This window comes from Streptomyces sp. NPDC013317, from assembly GCF_055563155.1.
In genome coordinates, this window is the sequence record NZ_JBVHDX010000001.1 from 566,879 (window position 1) to 586,210 (window position 19,332).

The 19,332-nt window shown below is 72.6% G+C and carries 20 protein-coding genes; 15 read left to right on the top strand and 5 right to left on the bottom strand.

The features are described 5' to 3' along the window. Positions 1-8 precede the first annotated feature (8 nt). The 6 genes from nadE to ACZ3IJ_RS02450 all read left to right on the top strand — a co-directional run bounded on the left by nadE (position 9) and on the right by ACZ3IJ_RS02450 (position 4,154). A complete protein-coding gene (nadE, locus tag ACZ3IJ_RS02425; RefSeq protein ID WP_467465780.1) occupies positions 9-839 on the top strand; it encodes an ammonia-dependent NAD(+) synthetase in 831 nt (276 codons plus the stop codon). A 113-nt stretch (positions 840-952) separates the two neighbouring features. After that, positions 953-1,339, top strand: coding sequence for a VOC family protein (locus ACZ3IJ_RS02430; protein WP_467465782.1), 387 nt, complete (start codon positions 953-955; stop codon positions 1,337-1,339). A 95-nt stretch (positions 1,340-1,434) separates the two neighbouring features. Further along, positions 1,435-1,692: a DUF6381 family protein gene (locus ACZ3IJ_RS02435; protein WP_467465783.1), complete on the top strand. Its 258-nt coding sequence runs from the start codon at positions 1,435-1,437 to the stop codon at positions 1,690-1,692. Positions 1,693-1,837: 145 nt separating this feature from the next. After that, positions 1,838-2,518, top strand: a complete 681-nt coding sequence (locus ACZ3IJ_RS02440; RefSeq protein WP_467465784.1) for an ABC transporter permease — start codon at positions 1,838-1,840, stop codon at positions 2,516-2,518. Next, positions 2,515-3,189 (top strand): ABC transporter permease, encoded by a 675-nt coding sequence (locus ACZ3IJ_RS02445; protein ID WP_467465785.1) that lies wholly within the window; start codon positions 2,515-2,517, stop codon positions 3,187-3,189. The genes ACZ3IJ_RS02440 and ACZ3IJ_RS02445 overlap by 4 nt, the downstream gene beginning before the upstream one ends. After that, complete coding sequence (locus ACZ3IJ_RS02450; RefSeq protein ID WP_467465786.1) at positions 3,186-4,154, top strand: ABC transporter substrate-binding protein; 969 nt, start codon at positions 3,186-3,188, stop codon at positions 4,152-4,154. Before ACZ3IJ_RS02445 ends, ACZ3IJ_RS02450 begins: the two co-directional genes overlap by 4 nt. A gap of 11 nt (positions 4,155-4,165) precedes the next feature. Here ACZ3IJ_RS02450 and ACZ3IJ_RS02455 read toward each other — a convergent pair whose 3' ends face one another. Then, a complete protein-coding gene (locus ACZ3IJ_RS02455) occupies positions 4,166-5,329 on the bottom strand; it encodes a betaine/proline/choline family ABC transporter ATP-binding protein (protein ID WP_467465787.1) in 1,164 nt (387 codons plus the stop codon). A gap of 171 nt (positions 5,330-5,500) precedes the next feature. On the opposite strand from ACZ3IJ_RS02455, the gene ACZ3IJ_RS02460 reads away from it, so the two are divergent. From ACZ3IJ_RS02460 to ACZ3IJ_RS02480, 5 genes are all read left to right on the top strand, one after another. Next, entirely contained in the window at positions 5,501-6,964 is a 1,464-nt protein-coding gene (locus ACZ3IJ_RS02460) for a cellulase family glycosylhydrolase (protein ID WP_467465788.1), read from the top strand. A gap of 120 nt (positions 6,965-7,084) precedes the next feature. Further along, the gene (locus ACZ3IJ_RS02465; RefSeq protein WP_467465789.1) at positions 7,085-8,383 is read left to right on the top strand and encodes an alpha/beta fold hydrolase; all 1,299 of its coding nucleotides are present in this window, start codon (positions 7,085-7,087) and stop codon (positions 8,381-8,383) included. A 132-nt stretch (positions 8,384-8,515) separates the two neighbouring features. Next, positions 8,516-9,415, top strand: a complete 900-nt coding sequence (locus tag ACZ3IJ_RS02470; RefSeq protein ID WP_467465790.1) for an SIS domain-containing protein — start codon at positions 8,516-8,518, stop codon at positions 9,413-9,415. A 19-nt stretch (positions 9,416-9,434) separates the two neighbouring features. Next, positions 9,435-10,187: a PIG-L deacetylase family protein gene (locus ACZ3IJ_RS02475; protein ID WP_467465791.1), complete on the top strand. Its 753-nt coding sequence runs from the start codon at positions 9,435-9,437 to the stop codon at positions 10,185-10,187. A gap of 96 nt (positions 10,188-10,283) precedes the next feature. Beyond that, positions 10,284-11,117, top strand: a complete 834-nt coding sequence (locus ACZ3IJ_RS02480) for an enoyl-CoA hydratase/isomerase family protein (RefSeq protein WP_467465792.1) — start codon at positions 10,284-10,286, stop codon at positions 11,115-11,117. A gap of 24 nt (positions 11,118-11,141) precedes the next feature. On the opposite strand, the gene ACZ3IJ_RS02485 is transcribed toward ACZ3IJ_RS02480, so the two are convergent. The 4 genes from ACZ3IJ_RS02485 to ACZ3IJ_RS02500 form a co-directional block, all read right to left on the bottom strand. Further along, positions 11,142-12,326, bottom strand: a complete 1,185-nt coding sequence (locus tag ACZ3IJ_RS02485) for a hypothetical protein (RefSeq protein ID WP_467465793.1) — start codon at positions 12,324-12,326, stop codon at positions 11,142-11,144. Positions 12,327-12,437: 111 nt separating this feature from the next. Then, positions 12,438-13,217: a VOC family protein gene (locus tag ACZ3IJ_RS02490; protein WP_467465794.1), complete on the bottom strand. Its 780-nt coding sequence runs from the start codon at positions 13,215-13,217 to the stop codon at positions 12,438-12,440. A gap of 119 nt (positions 13,218-13,336) precedes the next feature. Continuing rightward, a complete protein-coding gene (locus ACZ3IJ_RS02495) occupies positions 13,337-14,236 on the bottom strand; it encodes an SDR family oxidoreductase (RefSeq protein ID WP_467465795.1) in 900 nt (299 codons plus the stop codon). Between the two features lie 41 nt (positions 14,237-14,277). Beyond that, the gene (locus ACZ3IJ_RS02500; RefSeq protein ID WP_467465796.1) at positions 14,278-15,246 is read right to left on the bottom strand and encodes an NAD(P)/FAD-dependent oxidoreductase; all 969 of its coding nucleotides are present in this window, start codon (positions 15,244-15,246) and stop codon (positions 14,278-14,280) included. Positions 15,247-15,309: 63 nt separating this feature from the next. On the opposite strand from ACZ3IJ_RS02500, the gene ACZ3IJ_RS02505 reads away from it, so the two are divergent. The 4 genes from ACZ3IJ_RS02505 (at position 15,310) to ACZ3IJ_RS02520 (ending at position 19,237) form a co-directional block, all read left to right on the top strand. Then, a complete protein-coding gene (locus ACZ3IJ_RS02505) occupies positions 15,310-15,906 on the top strand; it encodes a helix-turn-helix domain-containing protein (RefSeq protein ID WP_467465797.1) in 597 nt (198 codons plus the stop codon). A 93-nt stretch (positions 15,907-15,999) separates the two neighbouring features. Next, positions 16,000-16,968 carry an NADPH:quinone oxidoreductase family protein gene (locus tag ACZ3IJ_RS02510; protein ID WP_467465799.1) on the top strand — a complete coding sequence of 323 codons (969 nt, stop codon included), beginning with the start codon at positions 16,000-16,002 and terminating at the stop codon, positions 16,966-16,968. Next, positions 16,965-18,164, top strand: coding sequence for an acyl-CoA dehydrogenase family protein (locus tag ACZ3IJ_RS02515; RefSeq protein ID WP_467465800.1), 1,200 nt, complete (start codon positions 16,965-16,967; stop codon positions 18,162-18,164). The genes ACZ3IJ_RS02510 and ACZ3IJ_RS02515 overlap by 4 nt, the downstream gene beginning before the upstream one ends. Further along, positions 18,161-19,237, top strand: a complete 1,077-nt coding sequence (locus tag ACZ3IJ_RS02520) for an acyl-CoA dehydrogenase family protein (RefSeq protein ID WP_467465801.1) — start codon at positions 18,161-18,163, stop codon at positions 19,235-19,237. Before ACZ3IJ_RS02515 ends, ACZ3IJ_RS02520 begins: the two co-directional genes overlap by 4 nt. Positions 19,238-19,332 lie beyond the last annotated feature (95 nt).

Below are 19,332 nucleotides of genomic sequence, written 5' to 3' on the forward strand. Positions count from 1 at the left end.
AGCACCCCGTGACCGACGCGGCGTCCACCGCCCTGCAGCAGCAGATCGCCCGGGAACTCGAGGTGTCCCCGACCTTCGACCCGCTCGTCGAGATCGAACGCCGGGTCGCCTTCCTGGCCGAGCGCCTTACCTCCACCGGTCTGCGCAGCCTGGTCCTCGGCATCAGCGGCGGCGTGGACTCCACGACCGCGGGCCGGCTCTGCCAGCTCGCCGTGGAGCGGGCCCGCGCGGCGGGCCACGACGCCACCTTCTACGCCATGCGCCTGCCCTACGGCGTCCAGGCCGACGAGAAGGACGCCCAGCTCGCCCTGGGCTTCATCGCCGCCGACCGGGTCCTGACCGTGGACGTCAAGGCGTCCAGCGACGCCGCGCTGGAGGCCTCCCTGGCCGGCGGGGTGACCTTCCGGGACGCCCACCACCAGGACTTCGTCCAGGGCAACATCAAGGCCCGCCAGCGCATGATCGCGCAGTACGCCGTCGCGGGCGCCCACGACGGGCTCGTGGTCGGCACCGACCACGCGGCGGAGGCGGTCTCCGGCTTCTTCACCAAGTACGGCGACGGCGCGGCGGACGTCGTCCCGCTGACCGGCCTGACCAAGCGTCGCGTGCGCGCCTGCGCCGAGGCCCTCGGCGCCCCCGCCGAGCTGGTGTGGAAGACCCCGACGGCCGACCTGGAGACCCTCGACCCGGGCAAGCCCGACGAGGACGCGCTCGGCGTCACGTACGACGACATCGACGACTTCCTGGAGGGCAAGCCGGTCGCGGAGGCCGCGTTCGCCTCGATCGTCCGCCGCTACGAGCTGACCGACCACAAGCGTCGGCTGCCGATCGCTCCCTGAGGGTGACCGGCGACGACCATCCGGCCGTCAGCCCGCGTGGCGGGCGTTCGGATGGTGGTCCGCTGGGTGTGCCCTCGGAGATCCCGAACGGCACACGCGAAGGAGACAACGGCATGTTCGGACAGTCGAAGGCGTTCAGCGGCTTCTCGGTCGACGACATGGACAAGGCGCGACGGTTCTACGGAGAGACCCTCGGCCTCCAGGTGGAGGACACCGGTGGCGGACCGATGCGGATGCTGACGATCAAGCTGGGGAGCGGCGCGAACGTCTTCGTCTACCCGAAGGACGACCACACGCCCGCCTCCTTCACGATCCTGAACTTCCCCGTCGACGACATCGACGTCGCCGTCGACGAGCTGGCCAAGCGGGGCGTGACCCTCAAGCGCTACCCGGGGTTCGAGCACGACGCCAAGGGCGTGGTCAAGGGCCCCGAGGGGCCGGCCGCGATCGCCTGGTTCACGGACCCGGCGGGCAACGTCCTCTCCGTCATCCAGGAGTAGCGAGCCGTACGCCGAGGCCCGGCCCCTCGCTCGGGTTCGGGCCGACGCGTTTCCCTCGTCGTCGTACGGGAAGCCGCCGGCCGAGGAGGTGTGCCATGTCAGGACCCGACGGCAGGGGCCCCGAGGGCGGGGCAGGGGAGAGCGGAAGAGAGGGCGAGGCGGCGCACGCGCACGCCCAGTACCAGCGCGACAAGGCGGAGAACCTTCTCCAGCGGGCCCGGCAGAGCGCCGACCCCGAGGAGGCGGCCCGGCTTCGCGATCAGGGCGAGGAGCTCAAGGAACGCAGCGAGAAGGCCTTGCGCGAGGAACACGAACCCCGGCCCGACGACCTCCACGAGCGCTATCCGGGCTGAGCCCGTCTCCTTGCCGCGCGGACGGGCCGCGCGCGGACAAGCCGCGCGGGGGCGATCGGCGCGCGGGGGTCGCGAGGGCTCCGGGGTGGTGCTCGAACGGACCGTTCGGGGTGCGAACGCCGGGGGCTGCGCCTGCAATGGGGGGATGACCGCGCCTCCCGACGACTGCCTCGCGCGCAACGAGTGGATCTGCGGCGCTTATCTGACCTCCCGGAGCGAGATCCTCGGTGACGCCGTCGTCCAGCATCTCCAGCTGACCTTCCTCTCCGTGGCCCTGGCCGTGCTGCTCGCCGTACCCCTCGCCGTCGCCGCCCGCCGCTGGCGGTGGGCCGCCGGGCCCGTCCTGGGCGTCACCACGATCCTGTACACGATCCCGTCCCTCGCGATGTTCTCACTGCTCCTGCCGGTCTACGGCCTCAGCGCCTCGATCGTCGTCGCCGGGCTCGTGCTCTACTCGCTCACCCTGCTCGTGCGGAACATCCTGGCCGGCCTCCGCGCCGTCCCCGAGGACACCCGGCAGGCCGCGCGCGGCATGGGCTACGGACCGGTCCGGCTGCTGCTCACCGTCGAACTGCCGCTCGCGCTGCCCGCCTCGATGGCCGGACTGCGCATCGCCACCGTCTCCGCCGTCTCCCTCGTCACCATCGGCGCGATCGTCGGCCACGGCGGCCTCGGCAACCTCATCTACTCCGGGATGAACACCTACTTCAAGGCGCAGGTCCTCACCGCCTCCGTCCTCTGCGTGATCATCGCCGTCGCCGCCGACCTGGTGCTGCTCGGCGCGCAGCGGCTGTTCACGCCCTGGGTCGGCAGGAAGGCCGCGTGAACACCGTCACCGCCGGCTGGGACTGGCTCACCAGCGCCGCCAACTGGTCCGGCGACAACGGGATCTGGCACCGCCTCGCCGAGCACGTCCTCCTGACCGCCGTCTGCCTCGCGCTGAGCTGCGCGATCGCCCTCCCGGTCGCGCTCGTCCTCGGTCACCTCGGCAAGGGCGGCGCCCTCGCCGTGAACCTCTCCAACGTCGGCCGCGCCGTGCCCACCTTCGCCGTCCTCGTCCTGCTGCTGCTCAGCCCGATCGGCTCGTACGGGGAGTGGCCCACGATCATCGCCCTGGTCCTGTTCGCCGTCCCGCCGCTGCTCACCAACGCGTACGTCGGCATGCGCGGCGTCGACGCCGACGTCGTACGGGCCGCGCGGGGGATGGGGATGACCGGCAGGCAGATGCTCCTCGGGGTGGAACTGCCTCTCGCGCTCCCGCTGATCCTCACCGGTGTCCGGATCGCCGCCGTGCAGCTCGTGGCGACCGCGACCGTCGCCGCGCTCGCGGGCGGAGGCGGTCTCGGGCGGATCATCACCGCCGGGTTCAACCTCGCCTCCACTCCGCAGGTCGTCGCGGGGGCGGTCCTCGTCGCACTCCTCGCACTGGTGGTCGAGGGCGTCTTCGAGGGCGCGCAGCGCCTCGCCCCGTCCTGGGCGCGGGGGAGCGCCGGATGAGCGGGTGGCGCGTCCCGGCGTGCGCGGTGGCCGCCGTGCTGAGCCTCTCCGTTCTCGGCGGCTGTGCCACCGGCCCGTCGCTCGAGAATCAGGGTGAGGTCACCGCGCCGCCCGGCGACAGCCGCGACCTCACGGTCGGCTCGGCCGGCTTCACCGAGAGCGATCTGCTGGCCCAGATGTACGCACTGCTCCTCGAAGAGGCCGGCTACGGCACGAAGATCATCTCCGTCACCAACCGCGAGATCTACGAACCGGCGTTGGAGAGCGGTCGGATCGACGTCGTGGCGGAGTACGCGGCCACGTTCGCGGACTGGCTGAACGCGAAGGTCCACGGGCCGGACGCGCCGACCGTCGGGTCGCCGGACCTGACCGCCACCATGGCCGCCCTGCGCGGACTCGCCGGACCACGCGGACTCACGGTCCTCGACGCGGGCCGCGCCGTCGACCAGAACGCCTTCGCGGTCACGCGCGCCTACGCCGCCGAGCACGGTCTGAAGACCCTGAGCGACGTCGGCGCGGCGAGACTTCCCGTACGGCTCGCGGCGGGCGACGAGTGCGTGCAGCGGCCGTACTGCGCACCCGGTCTGAGGGAGACCTACGGCATCGACGTCACCGGCGTCGACCCGAAGGGTGTGGGCACGACCCAGGCCAAGCAGGCCGTGCAGAGCGGTGAGAACCAGATGGTCCTGACCACGACCACCGACGCCACGCTCGACGAGTTCGGCCTGGTGCTGCTCGCCGACGACAAGAACCTCCAGAACGCGGACCACATCGTCCCCGTCGTCAACCGCTCCCGGGCCGGCGGCGAGCGCGTCACCGCCGCCCTGGGCAGCCTCAACACCGTGCTGACCACGGCCGATCTGGCGAACCTGAACGAACAGGTCGACAGCTGGCGCCGCCTCCCGGAAGACGTCGCGCGGACCTATCTCCGGGAGAAGAGGCTCCTCCCCGCCGAACCGGGCTGACCCCGGACCCCTCACGCGTCGGCGACCGAGTCGAACTCCACCTGGTCCCGGGCCAGGCCCTGCGCGTCGGCGTCCACGGAGCGGCGCAGGGCCTCGTGGAGCTTCGCCGGGGTCAGGACGCCGAGGAAGCGGGTCCCGTCGAGGACGGCCACCCAGCCCGCGTCGTGCTGGAGCATCTCGCTGAACGCCTGCTTCAGCGGTGCCCCGACCGGAACCCAGGCCTCCATCCGGCGGGTGAGGTCGCCGACCGTGCCGGCCCGGCCCGCGAGCGCGAGGACGTCGGTGGCGACCCAGCCGTGCAGATCGCCGTCCGCGCCCAGGACGACGGCCCAGCGGGACCCTCGGCCGCGCAGCCGGGCCGCCGTGTCCGGCGCCGGCTCGTCGAGCCGGACCACGGACGGCTGTTCCAGGTCGGCCGGTTCGATCGTGGTGACCGAGAGTCGCTTCAGCCCCCGGTCGGCGCCCACGAACTGGGCGACGTAGGGAGTGGCGGGCGTGCCGAGCACGGCCGCCGGGGTGTCGAACTGCTCGATGCGGCCCTGTCCGTAGACGGCGATCCGGTCGCCCATGCGGACCGCCTCCTCGATGTCGTGGGTCACCAGGAGGACGGTCTTGCGCACGGTGGCCTGGAGGCCCAGGAACTCGTTCTGGAGGTGCTCGCGGACGACGGGGTCCACCGCCCCGAAGGGTTCGTCCATCAGCAGGACGGGCGGGTCGGCGGCGAGTGCGCGGGCGACCCCGACGCGCTGGCGCTGGCCGCCCGACAGCTGTGCGGGATACCGCGGGCCGTAGATCCCGGGGTCGAGGCCGACCAGGTCGAGGAGTTCGGCGGCGCGGGCCCGCGCCCTGGACTTCTTCCAGCCGAGCAGCGCGGGCACGGTCGCGGTGTTGTCGAGGATCGTCCGGTGCGGAAAGAGCCCGACCTGCTGGATCACGTAACCGATGGTCCTGCGCAGCTCGACCGGATCGACCTTCGCGATGTCCTCCCCGTCGACCAGGATCCGGCCCGAGGTCGGTTCGATCAGCCGGTTGACCATCATCATCGTGGTTGTCTTGCCGCAGCCCGACGGGCCGACCAGTGTGACCAGTTCGCCCTCGGACACGTCGAAGGAGAGGCCGTCGACCGCGGTGGTGCCGTCCGCGTACACCTTGCTGACCTGCTCGAACCGGATCATGGATCCACGCTAGGAGGCGCGGATGCGCCGCGCACGGGGGCCGGGACCGTCCGGGGACCGACAGCCCGCTGAACGCCGTCTCTTGTCATGACCCTTGCGAGCCGCTCTCCCGGGCTGCTATTCAGTCCGTTAGGAAACTTTCCTTCCAATCCATCGTTCCGGGAGACCCCCATGACATCGGCACGATCGGCACGTCTCCGGCTGCGCTCCCTGGGCGGAGCCGGCACCGCGGCGGCCGCACTCCTCCTCGGCCTCGCCACCGCACCGCCCGCGGCGGTCGCCGCCCCCGTCACCCACGAGGCGGAGACCGCCACCGTCTCGCGGGGCGTGGTGGAGTCCAACCACGCGCGCTTCACCGGCACGGGCTTCGTCAACTACGACAACGCCGCCGGCGGTTACGTCCAGTGGAACGTCAACGCCACCCAGGCCGGCCAGGCGACCCTGACCCTGCGCTACGCCAACGGCACCACGGCCAACCGGCCCATGGACATCGCCGTCAACGGGACCGTCGCCGCCGCCGGCAAGGCCTTCGCCGGCACGGGCGCCTGGACCGCCTGGGCCACCACCACCCTCACCGTGAATCTCAAGGCGGGCGCCAACACCGTCCGCGCCACCGCGACCACCGCCAACGGCGGCCCCAACGTCGACCACATCAAGGTCGACACCGCCACGGCGCCCCCGGTCGGCGACACCCCGGTCGCGATCAACGGACAGCTCACGGTCTGCGGCGTCAGGCTCTGCAACCAGTACGGCAAACCCGTCCAGCTCCGCGGCATGTCGAGCCACGGCACCCAGTGGTACCCGCAGTGTCTCACCGGCGGTTCGCTGGACGCCCTCGCCAAGGACTGGAAGGCGGACGTCCTGCGCGTCTCCACCTACGTCCAGGAGGACGGCTGGGAGACGGACCCTGTCAGGTTCACCAACCTCGCCCACACGCTGATCGACCAGGCCACGGCCCGTGGCATGTACGTGATCGTCGACTGGCACATGCTCGACCCGGGTGACCCGCACGCCAATCTCGACCACGCGAAGAGGTTCTTCACCGACATCGCCGGCCGGCACAAGGACAAGAACAACATCTTCTACGAGGTCGCCAACGAGCCCAACGGTGACAGCGTGACCTGGTCGAGGATCAAGAGCTACCACGAGCAGATCGTCCCGGTCATCCGGAACATCGACGGCAACGCCCCGATCCTGCTCGGCACCCGCGCCTGGTCCTCCCTGGGCGTCTCGGACGGCGGCAGCGAGACCGAGGTCGTCAACAACCCCGTCAACGCCACCAACGTCATGTACACGTTCCACTTCTACGCGATGTCCCACCGCGAGGAGTACCTGAACACCCTCTCCCGGGCCGCCGACCGGATCCCCGTGTTCGTGACCGAGTTCGGCACCCAGGACTACGCGGGTGAGGGCGCCAACGACTTCACCATGACGCAGAAGTACATCGACCTGATGGCCGCCAGGAAGATCAGCTGGACCAACTGGAACTTCTCCGACGACCACCGCTCGGGCGCGGTCTTCAAGACCGGCACGTGCGACGGCAACGGTCCCTGGACGGGCACCTCGTCCCTGAAGGAGGCCGGCGTCTGGATCCGTGACCGGATCAGGTCCGCCGACGACTTCCCCACCTCCTGACCCCTCCCCGGCCACCTTCCGCACCACCTCCTGACGCACCTGCCGACCCACCTCGACGCGCCCCCGTCCCATGCCCTGTGATGCACTGGGCGGGCGGGGGCGCATCGAACAGGAGCCGCATTGACCAGCTACCGCCAGCCCGGCCTCGTCCTCACCGACCGCCGCTTCGCCGTTCCGCTCGACCACGCGGACCCCGGCGGCGAACGGATCGAGGTCTACGGCCGTGAGGTCGTCGCCGGCGACCGGTCGGCCGACGACCTCCCGTGGCTGGTGTACCTGGAGGGCGGGCCCGGCTTCGGGGCCCGCCGCTTCATCGGCCGGCAGGCGTGGCTGGGCCGGGCCGTCCAGGACCATCGCGTCCTCCTCCTCGACCAGCGGGGGACCGGCCACTCCACCCCCGTCAACCGCCAGACCCTGCCCCTGCGCGGCACCCCGCGCCGGCAGGCCGACCACCTCGCCCACTTCCGGGCCGACTCGATCGTCAAGGACTGCGAACTCATCCGGAAGCGCCTCACCCGCGGCGCCCCCTGGACCGTCCTCGGCCAGAGTTTCGGCGGCTTCTGCGCCACGCACTATCTCTCCACCGCCGCCGAGGGCCTGCGCACGGCCCTCGTCACCGGCGGACTGCCCTCCCTCCACGCCACCGCCGACGAGGTCTACCGCGCCGCCTACCCCCGTGTCCGGCGCAAGGTCGAGGCCCACTACGCCCGCTACCCGCAGGACGTCGACCGCGCCCGCGCGATCGCCGCCCACCTGCTCGAACGCCCGGCGACCCTGCCGAACGGCGGGCTCCTCACCGTCCAGGCCTTCCAGTCGCTCGGCATCCTCCTCGGCGGCGGCGAGGGGACCCACGAGCTCCACTACCTCCTGGAGGAGGCCTTCGTCCCCACGCCCGGCGGCCCCGCGCTCTCCGACGCCTTCCTGGAGAACGTCCAGGGCCGGCTCTCGTACGCGGGGCACCCGCTCTACGCCGTGCTGCACGAGGCCATCTACGCCCAGGGCCACGGGCCGACCGCGTGGGCCGCCGAACGGGTCCGCGCCGAGTTCCCGGAGTTCGATGCGGAGAAGACCCTCGCCGGCGACGCGCCGCTCCTGTTCACCGGCGAGACCGTCCACCCCTGGCACTTCGAGACCGATCCGGCGCTGCGCCCGCTCCGCGAGACCGCCCACCTCCTCGCCGAACGGGCCGACTGGGCACCGCTCTACGACCCCGCGCGTCTCGCCGCGAACGAGGTGCCCGTCGCCGCGGCCGTCTACCACGACGACATGTACGTCGACACCGCCCACTCGCTGGAGACCGCGCGCGCCGTCCGGGGGCTGCGGACCTGGGTGACGGACGAGTTCGAGCACGACGGCGTACGGGCCGCAGGGCCGAGGGTGCTCGACCGGCTGCTCGCCCTCGCCCGGGACCAGCTCTGACCGTCCGCGCCACGGAACGACCCCCGACCCGGACCCGCGCAAAAGTCCAAGCAGTGCGTCCTGATTACTCATGGTGCGTGCGGGTCCGGCGGGATAGAACTCCTCCGGAGCGCACCGAGGAGAGGACCGGAGATGACCACCCACGTCAGTGCCGAGATCGCCGCACAGCCCGACTGCTGGCGGCGTGCGGCGGACATCGCCGCCGACCACGCCGGGCTGCTGCCCCGGCCGGGTGAGCGGATCGCGGTCGTCGGCTGCGGCACCTCGTACTTCATGGCCCGCGCCTACGCCGCCCTGCGCGAATCCCTCGGCGCGGGCGAGACCGACGCCTTCCCGGCCTCCGACGAGACCCCGCTCGGCCGCGGCTACGACCGGATCGTCGCCCTCACCCGTTCGGGAGCCACGACCGAGGTGGTGACCCTGCTCGCGCGCGCCTCGGGCCGGATCCCTGCGCTCGTCCTGACCGGTGTCCCCGGCAGCAGGGCCGCGCACCACGCGGACCGGTCGATCGTGCTCGACTTCGCCGACGAACGCTCCGTGGTCCAGACCCGGTTCGCCACCACGGCCCTCCAACTGCTGCGCGCGGGCCTGGGCGTGGATCTGACCCCCTCGATCACCGACGCGGAGCTCGCCCTCTACGAACCGCTGCCCACGGTCTGGGAACGTCGCACCCAGTTCACCTTCCTCGGCACCGGCTGGACGGTCGGACTCGCCGACGAGGCCGCCCACAAGCTCCGTGGCGTGGCGCGCGCCTGGGCGGAGTCGTACGCCGCGATGGAGTACCGCCACGGGCCGATCGTCATCAGCGACCGTACGAGTCTCGTGTGCTGCCTCGGTCCTGAGCCGGCCGGACTCCGGGACGAAGTGGAGGCCACCGGAGCGCTGTTCGCCGCCGACGCCATCGACCCCCTGGCCGCAGTGGTACGCGCCCAGCGCCTCGCCGTCACCGTCGCCGCCCGGCGCGGCCTCAACCCGGACCGCCCCCGCCACGCGTCGCGCTCGGTCATCCTTTCCGCCGCGATCCGCGGGTGAATCCCCGTATCCTGCGCCCATGATCGACACGAGCAGCTCACCCCTCGACGACATGCCGGACGACTGGCAGCGCGCGCTCGCCGTGGTCGCCCACCCGGACGACCTCGAGTACGGCTGCGCCGCGGCCGTCGCGGCCTGGACGGACGCGGGCAAAGAGGTCGTCTACGTCCTCGCGACCCGCGGCGAGGCCGGTATCGACTCGCTCGCCCCGGCCGCCTGCGGCCCGCTGCGCGAGCGGGAGCAGCGGGCGAGCGCGGAGGTGGTCGGGGTGTCGACCGTGGAGTTCCTCGACCACCGGGACGGGGTGATCGAGTACGGACTCGGTCTGCGCCGCGACATCGCGGCGGTCGTCCGCCGGCACCGGCCCGAGCTGGTCATCACCCTGAACCACCGCGACACCTGGGGCTTCGGCCCCGGCGGGTACTGGAACACCCCGGACCACCTGGCCGTGGGCCGCGCCACGCTCGACGCCGCGGGCGACGCGGGCAACCGCTGGATCTTCCCCGAACTGACCGAGCAGGGCCTGGAGCCGTGGAACGGCGTGCGCTGGGTGGCGGTCGCCGGAACGAGCACACCGACCCACGCCGTCGACGCCACGCCCGGCGCCGAGCGCGCCGTACGGTCGCTGCTCGCCCACCGCGCGTACATCGAGGGCCTGACGGACCAGGACCCCGAGGAGTACGTCCGTACCTTCCTGGCGCAGAACAACGACCGCTTCGCCGCCCGCTACGGCGACCGGCCGGCGGTCGCCTTCGAGCTCTTCTCCCGCTAGGGCGTGTCTCGGCCGGGGCCTTCCTGTGGCAGTGCTGACCGCCTAGCCTGACCCTCTGTCTGACGGTACGTCAGGAATCAGGGGTGAGGTGAAGCTGTGATCGACACGCTCGACACGGAGATCCCGGAGGGCGAGGAGCGCCTCGCGCTCACGGTCGAGGACGGCGTGGGCGTCCTCACGCTCTGCCGGCCGGAGCAGCTCAACGGCTGGAGCTGGGAGGCCAGCCGGCAGCTCGGCCTCATGGCCGACCGGATCCGCTTCGACGAGCGCGTACGGGTCGTGCTGCTCCGGGCCGAGGGGCGGGCCTTCTGCGCGGGCATCGACGTCACGGCACCCGGCGGCGGGATCACCGGCCGGACGGGCGCCGCGAGGATGCAGCGGTACGACGAGGGCATCCGCTGGGTCCACGAACGCTTCGCGGTCTTCGCCCGGCTGCCCCAGCCCGTCGTGGCCGCCGTCCAGGGCTACTGCCTCGGCTTCGGCTTCGAGCTCGCGCTCATGGCGGACATCCGGATCGCCGCCGACGACGCCGTATTCGCCCTGCCCGAGGCGGGGATCGGTGTCGCCGTCGACGCGGGCGGCGATCTGCGGATCGCCCGCGAGGCCGGCGCCGGCTGGGCGAAGTACCTGGCCCTCACCGGACGTCGGATCGACGCCGCCACCGCCGAACGGCTCGGCCTCGTCCAGGTCGTCACGGGCCGCGACGACCTCGATCGCACGGCCCGCGAGACGGCGGACGCCATCGCGTCCGCCGCGCCGCTCGCCGTCCGCGCGATCAAACGGAACATCGACGCCTACGCGGACCAGGGCCTGACCGCCGCCCTCGACCGTACGGCTCTGTCCGCCGCGCTCACGCTCACCTCCGACGACGCCCGCGAGGGCTACGCCGCGAAGGCGGCCCGCCGCACCCCGCGCTTCGAGGGCGGCTGACACACCCCCATGTGGCTCGTCCCGCTACGGCGTGTATCCGGAGGTGACGAAGTAGGCCCCGTACGTGAAGGAGAGGAACGCCAGCGCGGAGAGCGCCGCGACCCGGGTGAGCGGCTTCGCCCTGGCCAGAGCGACGGCCGCGGGCAGCAGCAGAGTGAAACAGGGCAGCAGAAAACGCGGCTTGATCTGGATGAAGCCGCTCACGCCGACGGCCACGGCCACCAGGACCAGGGTGAAGACGACGACGGCCGTCGGCGGACGTGAACTCAGAAGAGCCCACAGGAGGACGAGGCCCGCGATCACGATGAGCACGGATGCCTGTTCCACCGCGCTCACATGGCCGGCGGCCACCCTGCTCGTGGCCGCGATCACGGACTCGCCGAAGTCGACCTCTGTCTTCCAGTCGCGCTGCACGTCGAAGTAGCCGAGCGGTCGCCCGGTGCACAGCCCGGCCCACACGGCATAGCCGAGCAGCCCCAGGGGCGCGATCAGGACCGGGGTGAGCGTGCGGCGCCCGCGCGGCGAGGCGAGCAGCGCCGTGACGACGACGGCGGCCACCACGGCGATGCCCAACGGGCGCGTCAGGCCCGCGGCCACGGCGAGCACGGACGCCGTGATCAGGCGTCGCGTCACCAGGGCGTACAGCGTCCAGGCGCACAGCGCGGTGAACATCGCCTCCGGGTAGGCCATGGACTGGATGAACGACTGCGGCAGCAGACCCCACAGGACGGCGAGCAGGACCCCGACGCGATGGCTGTGCAGGGCCGTTCCGAACGCGTGGATCCCCCATGCCGCGACCACGGAGGACACACAGGTGATCAGCAGCGCGGTACCGGTGAGCGTCATCGGCAGCAGCTCGCCGGCCGCCCGCACGGCTCCCGGATACAGCGGAAAGAACGCGAGGTCCTGCCATCGGCCGGCCGGGCCGCCGCCGTAGCCGGGAATCAGATCCGCGTGACCGTAGCCGTGCTGTGCGATGCCCAGGTACCACCGCGCATCCCACACGTAGCCGAGCGACGTCTCGAGAGGCATGCCGCTCTCCGCGGCTCGCACCGCGATCCAGCCGACCCCCAGGACCTTGCACGCCAGGTAGCAGAGGATCGCCGGCCTGGCGCGCCGGTACGACAGGAAGGCGCGTCGGACGAGAGGGTTCCGTGGTGACGTCCGCGGAACCGCCTGCCGGGTCTCCGCGCCGGTGTCGACGGTCAATGCGTGCCCAATCGTCGGAGCCGCCCTGGAAAGCGCGGTCGTGAACCGGTGACGCTCCGGACCCTACGCAGAGCGCGACCGGGAATCGCCGCCAAGGGCGCGGAACACGCCCTAGTTCGGCGGTTCGGGCTTCAGTACCGCGAACGGGGCGCCGAAGGGATCCGCCAGCCAGGCGATCCGCCCGACGTCGGGGATGTCGGCCGCCGGCATGAGGACCGACCCCCCGTTCCCCTGGGCGCGGATGACGATGTCGTCCGCGTCCGCGACACCGAAGTACGGGATCCAGCGCGCCTCGTTCCCGCCCTCCTGGAGCTCGGCGACCCCGCCGAAGGTGGCGTCCTCCAGGTCGCCCTCGGCGGTGGACAGCACCCGGTAGGTCATACCCGGGGCATCCATCTCCTGCGAGCGCCAGCCGAAGAGCCTTCCGTAGAAGTCCAGGGCGGCCGCCGGGTCGGGCACATGCAGCTCGGCCCAGCACAGCGTGTTGTTCTCCGAGGTCCTGTCCAGGCCCTTCGTCTCACCCGGCTGCCACACGGCGAAGTCGGCGCCCGCCGGGTCGGTCAGCTGGGCCATCCGTCCGGCCGTCATGACGTCCATCGGCTCGGCGCGGACCGCGCCGCCCGCGGACTCGGCGGTCTTCACCGTGGCGTCGGCGTCCGGCGTCTGGAAGTACAGCGTCCACGCGCTGCTCGCCCCCTGCTCCGTCAGCGGACCGAGGGCGGCGACCGTCCGGCCGTCCTGCTGGAAGAAGCCGTAGCCTCCGGCATCCGGGCCGGCCGACGCGAACTCCCAGCCGAAGACGGCGGTGTAGAACGCGGCGGCGACCGCCGTGTCGGGGCTGCCCAGGTCGACCCAGCTGGGCGATCCCTTGGTGAAGTCCGTACCGAGCATGTGATGTGCCCTGCCTTTCCGCGTCTGGAGGTCGTCCGGTCACCCTCGCCGATCCTCGCCGTTCTCCCACGCCCGCGCAGCCGCAGCCGCCCGGGTTCATCCGCGTGGACCAGCGGGCGTCACTCCCCGAACCTGCCGCGCCCCAGCTGCTCGCGCAGCGGCACCACGGGATCGTTGACGAGGGCCCGGCGCTGCCAGTTCGCGCCGTCCACCACCAGCGTGTGCCCCGAGACGAACCGGGCGTAGGGAGAGGCCAGGAAGGTCGCCGCCCAGCCCAGCTCCCGCGGGTACCCCACCCGCAGGGCGGGCTGCCGGGCGTCCTTGCCGGCCGCCCGCGCGAGCGCGCCCCGGATGTCGTCCGTCATGTCCTCGTGCGGCATCAGCCCCGGCACCAGGCCGTTGACCTGGATCCCGTACGGCCCCCACTCCACCGCCAGCGTCTCGACCAGGTTCTTCACACCGGCCTTCGCCGCCGCCGAGTGCGCGAAGCCGGGACCGCCGGTCCAGGCGTAGGAGGCGCCCACGTTGACGACGGACCCGGGCGTACGGGCCGCGAGGTGGCGCCGGGCGAACTCCCTGGTCATGAACCAGGTCCCGGTCAGCGTGATGTCGACGACCGCGCGCCAGCCGTTGGGCGACAGCTCCTCCGCCGGCACGGGGAAGTTGGCCGCCGCGTTGTTCACCAGGACGTCAGGCCGGGAGCCGAGGGCAACCTCGCAGGCGTCGAAGGCTCCGGCCACGGCGTCGGGATCACGGATGTCGCAGACCGCGGTCGCCACCCCGCTCCCGCCGGTCTCCGCCAGCTCCCCGCGCGCGGACTCCAGCCGCGCGGCCGTCCGGCCGACGAGCATCAGCTCCGCGCCCAGCCGGGCGAACTCGGCCGCGACGGCCTTCCCCAGACCCGAACCGCCCCCGGTCACCAGGACCGTCCTTCCCTCGTACGTCCCCGGTGGCAGTGCGCTCGCGCCGAGCGGGGGAGGGGCGGGCAGTCCCGGCGGATCCGTCTCCGTGTGCGTCATGCCGCATCGATAGCGTGCCAAGGGCGAGAACTGAAGCCCTGTCAGCCCGCCGCGGCAGCGGCCTTGCGGTCCAGGTCCTCCATGAGCAGCTCCGTGTTGATCGCCACGCCGGCCCGGTAGCCGCCACTCGCCGCGTTGATCACCTGTTCCTGCGCGCCGATCGCGTTGCCCGCGGCCCAGACGCCGGGCACGCTGGTCCGGCCGGTCTCGTCCACCGCCACGAAGTCGCCGAGCGGGGTCTCCCGGGTCTCGGCGCCCAGCGCGGTGAGCAGCCCGTCCCGGGGCGTCATGCGCGGTCCGACGAAGAGCACCTCACGCGCGACGACCCGGCCGTCCGCCATCCGTACGCCGGTGAACCGGTCGTCCTCGACGACCAGGCCCGCGACCTCGCCCGTCACGACCTCGACCCCGGCCGCCGCCACCCGGGCGCGCTCCTCCTCGGAGAGCGGCCCGGCCGTGTGCGCGAAGAGGGTCACGTCCGGGGACCAGTGGCTGAGGATCAGCGCCTGATGGGCCGGCATGCCCGGGTGCGCGATCACCCCGAAGGCCCGGTCGCGGACCTCCCAGCCGTGGCAGTACGGGCAGTGCAGCACGTCCCGTCCCCAGCGTTCGGCGACGCCGTCGATCGCGGGGAGTTCGTCGACGAGTCCGGTGGTGACGACGAGCCGGCGCGCGCGGACCAGGTGGTCGTCGTCCACGGTCACCATGAAGCCCTCGGCGTCGCCGAGCTCCCGGACCGCTCCCGTCACCTGTCCGTTCGTCCACTCCACCCCGTACGCGGCGATCTCGCGCCGGCCCACCTCCAGGAACTCCGCCGGGTCCATCCCGTCCCGGGAGAGGAACCCATGCATGTGGGCGGACGGGGCGTTGCGCGGTTCGCCCGCGTCGACCACCAGGGTCCGACGCCGCGACCGGCCGAGGATCAGGGCGGCGCTCAGCCCGGCCGCTCCACCGCCGGCCACCACCACGTCGTAGGACTCGGGCTCGTGCGGGCTCGTGTGTTCGCTCATACCAGCAGCGTCTCCCCGACCGGCGAGGTTGACAAACGCGTTTGCTGTTTCTGCAATGGAGGGATGAGTGAGACAGATACCGGGGACGACCGCATCGACGCCGTGCTGAACGAGGTCGGGCCACGGCTGCGCCGGATCCGGCGCGATCGCGGCGCCACGCTCGGGGACCTCTCCGCCTCCACCGGGATCTCCGTGAGCACCCTCTCGCGTCTGGAGTCCGGGCAGCGCAGGCCGAGCCTGGAGCTGCTGCTCCCCATCGCGCGGGCCCACCAGGTGCCGCTGGACGAGCTGGTCGGCGCGCCGCCGGTCGGCGACCCCCGGGTCAAGGCCAAGCCCATCGTGCGGCACGGCCGGACGATGTTCCCGCTCACCCGCCAACCGGGTGGACTCCAGGCGTACAAGGTGGTGCAGGAGAAGCCGCACGAGGACCCGGACCCGCGGGTCCACGAGGGGTACGAATGGCTCTATGTGCTGTCCGGGAGGCTGCGCCTCGTCCTCGGCGAGCACGACGTCGTGCTGGGGGCGGGGGAGGCCGCCGAGTTCGACACGCGCGTACCGCACTGGTTCGGGCCCACGCCCGACGGGCCGGTGGAGTTCCTGAGCCTGTTCGGTCCGCAGGGTGAGCGGATGCATGTGAGGGCCCGGCCCAAGCAGTCCTGAAGAAGTCCCCGGCGCATGGTTCCACCAGGCACAAGCGACCGCTTAGTATGCGACCGACCGCGCAGTACGGACGACGGCTGGTGGAGGACCGCGATGCAGGCATGGCGAGTGCACGAGAACGGCGAGCCTGGCGAGGTGATGCAGCTCGACGAGGTGGAGGCGCCCACCCCCGGTGAGGGGCAGCTCCTCCTCAGGGTCCGCGCGGCCAACGTCAACTTCCCGGACGCCCTGCTCTGCCGGGGCCAGTACCAGGTGCGGCCCCCGCTCCCCTTCACGCCCGGGGTGGAGATCTGCGGGGAGACCGAGGACGGGCGGCGGGTCATCGCGACCCCCGCCCTGCCGTACGGCGGCTTCGCCGACTACGCGGTGGCGGACGCGGCGGCGCTGCTGCCCGCCCCCGAGGCCCTCGACGACGCCGAGGCGGCCGCCCTCCACATCGGCTACCAGACGGGCTGGTTCGGGCTGCACCGGCGCGCCGCCCTCAAGGAGGGCGAGACCCTGCTCGTCCACGCCGCGGCGGGCGGTGTCGGCAGCGCGGCCGTCCAGCTCGGCAAGGCGGCCGGGGCCACCGTCATCGGCGTGGTCGGCGGAGCGGAGAAGGCCGAGGTCGCCCGGGCGCTCGGCTGCGACGTCGTCGTCGACCGGCGCTCCGAGGACGTCATCGCCGCCGTCAAGGAGGCCACCGGAGGACGTGGCGCCGACGTGATCTACGACCCCGTGGGCGGCGACGCCTACACCCAGTCCACGAAGGTCGTCGCCTTCGAGGGCCGCATCGTGGTGGTCGGCTTCGCCAGCGGGGTCATCCCCTCGGCCGCGCTCAACCACGCCCTGGTCAAGAACTACTCGGTCGTCGGGCTCCACTGGGGCCTGTACAACCTCAAGGATCCGGCCGCCGTCCTGCGCTGCCACGAGACGCTCACCGCGTACGCGGCCAAGGGCCTGATCAAGCCCCTGGTCAGCGAGCGCGTGCCGTTCACCGGAGCGGCGGACGCCGTACAGCGCGTGAGCGAGGGCGTCACCACCGGCCGTCTCGTCGTCGTCCCGGAAGGAGCCGCCGGATGACCGCCGCCGCCCCGGACGCAGCCGAACTGCGCGCCCGTACACAGCGGTTGATCGCCGAGCACCCGCCCGCGACCACCGACCGCACCGACTTTCTGCGCGCCCGCTTCGACGCCGGACTCGCCTGGGTCCACTACCCCGTCGGCCTCGGCGGCCTCGACGCCCCGCGCTCCCTGCAGGCGGTCGTCGACGCCGAACTCGCCGCGGCGGACGCCCCCGACAACGATCCGCGCCGGATCGGCATCGGCCTCGGCATGGCGGCGCCGACCCTCCTCGCGTACGGCTCCGACGAGGTAAAGCGGCGCTTCCTCAGGCCGCTGTGGGTGGGCGAGGAGGTGTGGTGCCAGCTCTTCAGCGAGCCCGGCGCCGGCTCCGACCTCGCCGCCCTCGGCACCCGCGCCGTCCGCGACGAGGCCACCGGCGACTGGATCGTCAACGGCCAGAAGGTGTGGACCTCCAGCGCCCATGCCGCCCGCTGGGCCATCCTCATCGCCCGCACCGACCCCGGCCTCCCCAAGCACCGGGGCATCACGTACTTCGTCTGCGACATGAGCGACCCCGGCGTCGAGGTCCGGCCGCTCCGCCAGATCACCGGCGAGGCCGAGTTCAACGAGGTCTTCCTCAGCGACGTCCGCATCCCCGACGCACACCGGCTCGGCGAGACCGGCGACGGCTGGCGCGTCGCCCAGACCACCCTGATGAACGAGCGGGTCTCGATCGGCGGAGCCCGCATCCCCCGCGAGGGCGGCATGATCGGGCCGGTCTCCACCACCTGGCGCGAACGTCCCGAACTGCGCACCCACGACCTCCACCGACGGCTGCTCGACCTCTGGGTGGACTCCGAAGTGGCCCGGCTCACCGGGGAACGGCTGCGCCAGCAGCTCGTCGCCGGACAGCCGGGACCCGAGGGCAGCGCGATGAAGCTGGGCTTCGCCCGCCTCAACCAGGCCATCAGCGGTCTGGAGGTCGAACTGCTCGGCGAGGAAGGCCTGCTGTACGGGGACTGGACCATGCGCCGCCCCGAGCTGGTCGACTTCACCGGCCGTGACGCCGGCTACCGCTATCTGCGTTCCAAGGGCAACTCGATCGAGGGCGGAACGACCGAGGTCCTGCTGAACATCGTCGCCGAACGCGTCCTCGGACTGCCCGCCGAGCCCCGCAACGACAAGGACGTCGCCTGGAAGGACCTCGCGCGATGACTGACCTCCTCTACTCCGAGACCGAGGACGACCTGCGGGCGGCGGTCCGCTCCCTGCTCACCGACCGGGCCGGCCCGAGCGTGCTGCTCGGCCGGATCGAGACCGGCGACCCGTACGTCCCCGGCCTCTGGAAGTCCCTCGCGGGCGAGATCGGCGCGGCCGGGCTGCTCGTCCCCGAGAAGCTGGGCGGCCAGGGCGCGAGCCACCGCGAGGCGGCCGTCGTCCTGGAGGAGCTGGGCCGCGCGGTGACCCCGGCGCCGTACCTCACCAGCGCCGTCGTCGCGACCGAGACCCTGCTCGCCCTGGACACCGAGAGCGCCCCGGTCGCCGAGCTGCTCGCGGGGCTGGCCTCCGGGCGCAGCGTCGCGGTGCTCGCGCTGCCGCTGTCCACCGCGCCCGACGCGGAACCGCTCACCGCCGGCACCGTGCACGGTGTCGCCGACGCCGCCCTGGCCGACGTCTTCCTCGTCCCGCGGGCCGACGGCCTCCACGCGGTCGCGGCGGACGCCGCCGGCGTGGAACCGCAGACCCCGCTCGACCTGACCCGGCCCCTCGCGAGGGTGACCCCCGCCGACGCGGGAGGCGTCCGGCTCGCCGACGCGGAGGCCTCCGCGGCGGCGGTGCGGCGCGGCCTGCTCGCGGGCGCGGGGCTGCTCGCCTCCGAGCAGCTCGGGCTCGCCGAGTGGTGTCTGGAGGAGACCGTCCGCCACACCCGCACCCGCTTCCAGTTCAACCGGCCCGTCGGCTCGTTCCAGGCGCTCAAGCACCGCATGGCGCAGCTCTGGCTGGAGGTCGTGAACGCCCGGGCGGCGGCCCGCGCCGCCGCCGACGCGCTGGCCACCGGCAGCCCCGACGCGCCCCTGACCGTCGCCGTCGCCCAGGCGTACTGCGCGAAGGTCGCCGTCCACGCGGCGGAGGAGTGCGTCCAGCTCCACGGCGGCATCGGCATGACGTGGGAACACCCCGCGCATCTGGCGCTGAAGCGGGCCAAGTCGGACCAGATCGCCCTGGGTTCGACGGGACGCCACCAGGACACCATCGCCGCCCTGGTCGGCCTCCCCGCGCCCGCCTGACGAGCGACGGCGGGGCGGAGGCCTTCCGCCCCGCCGTCGCGGCCGGGGTGGCCCCTCGTGGGGGACGGCCCCGGCCGCACGTCGTGAGCCCGTCG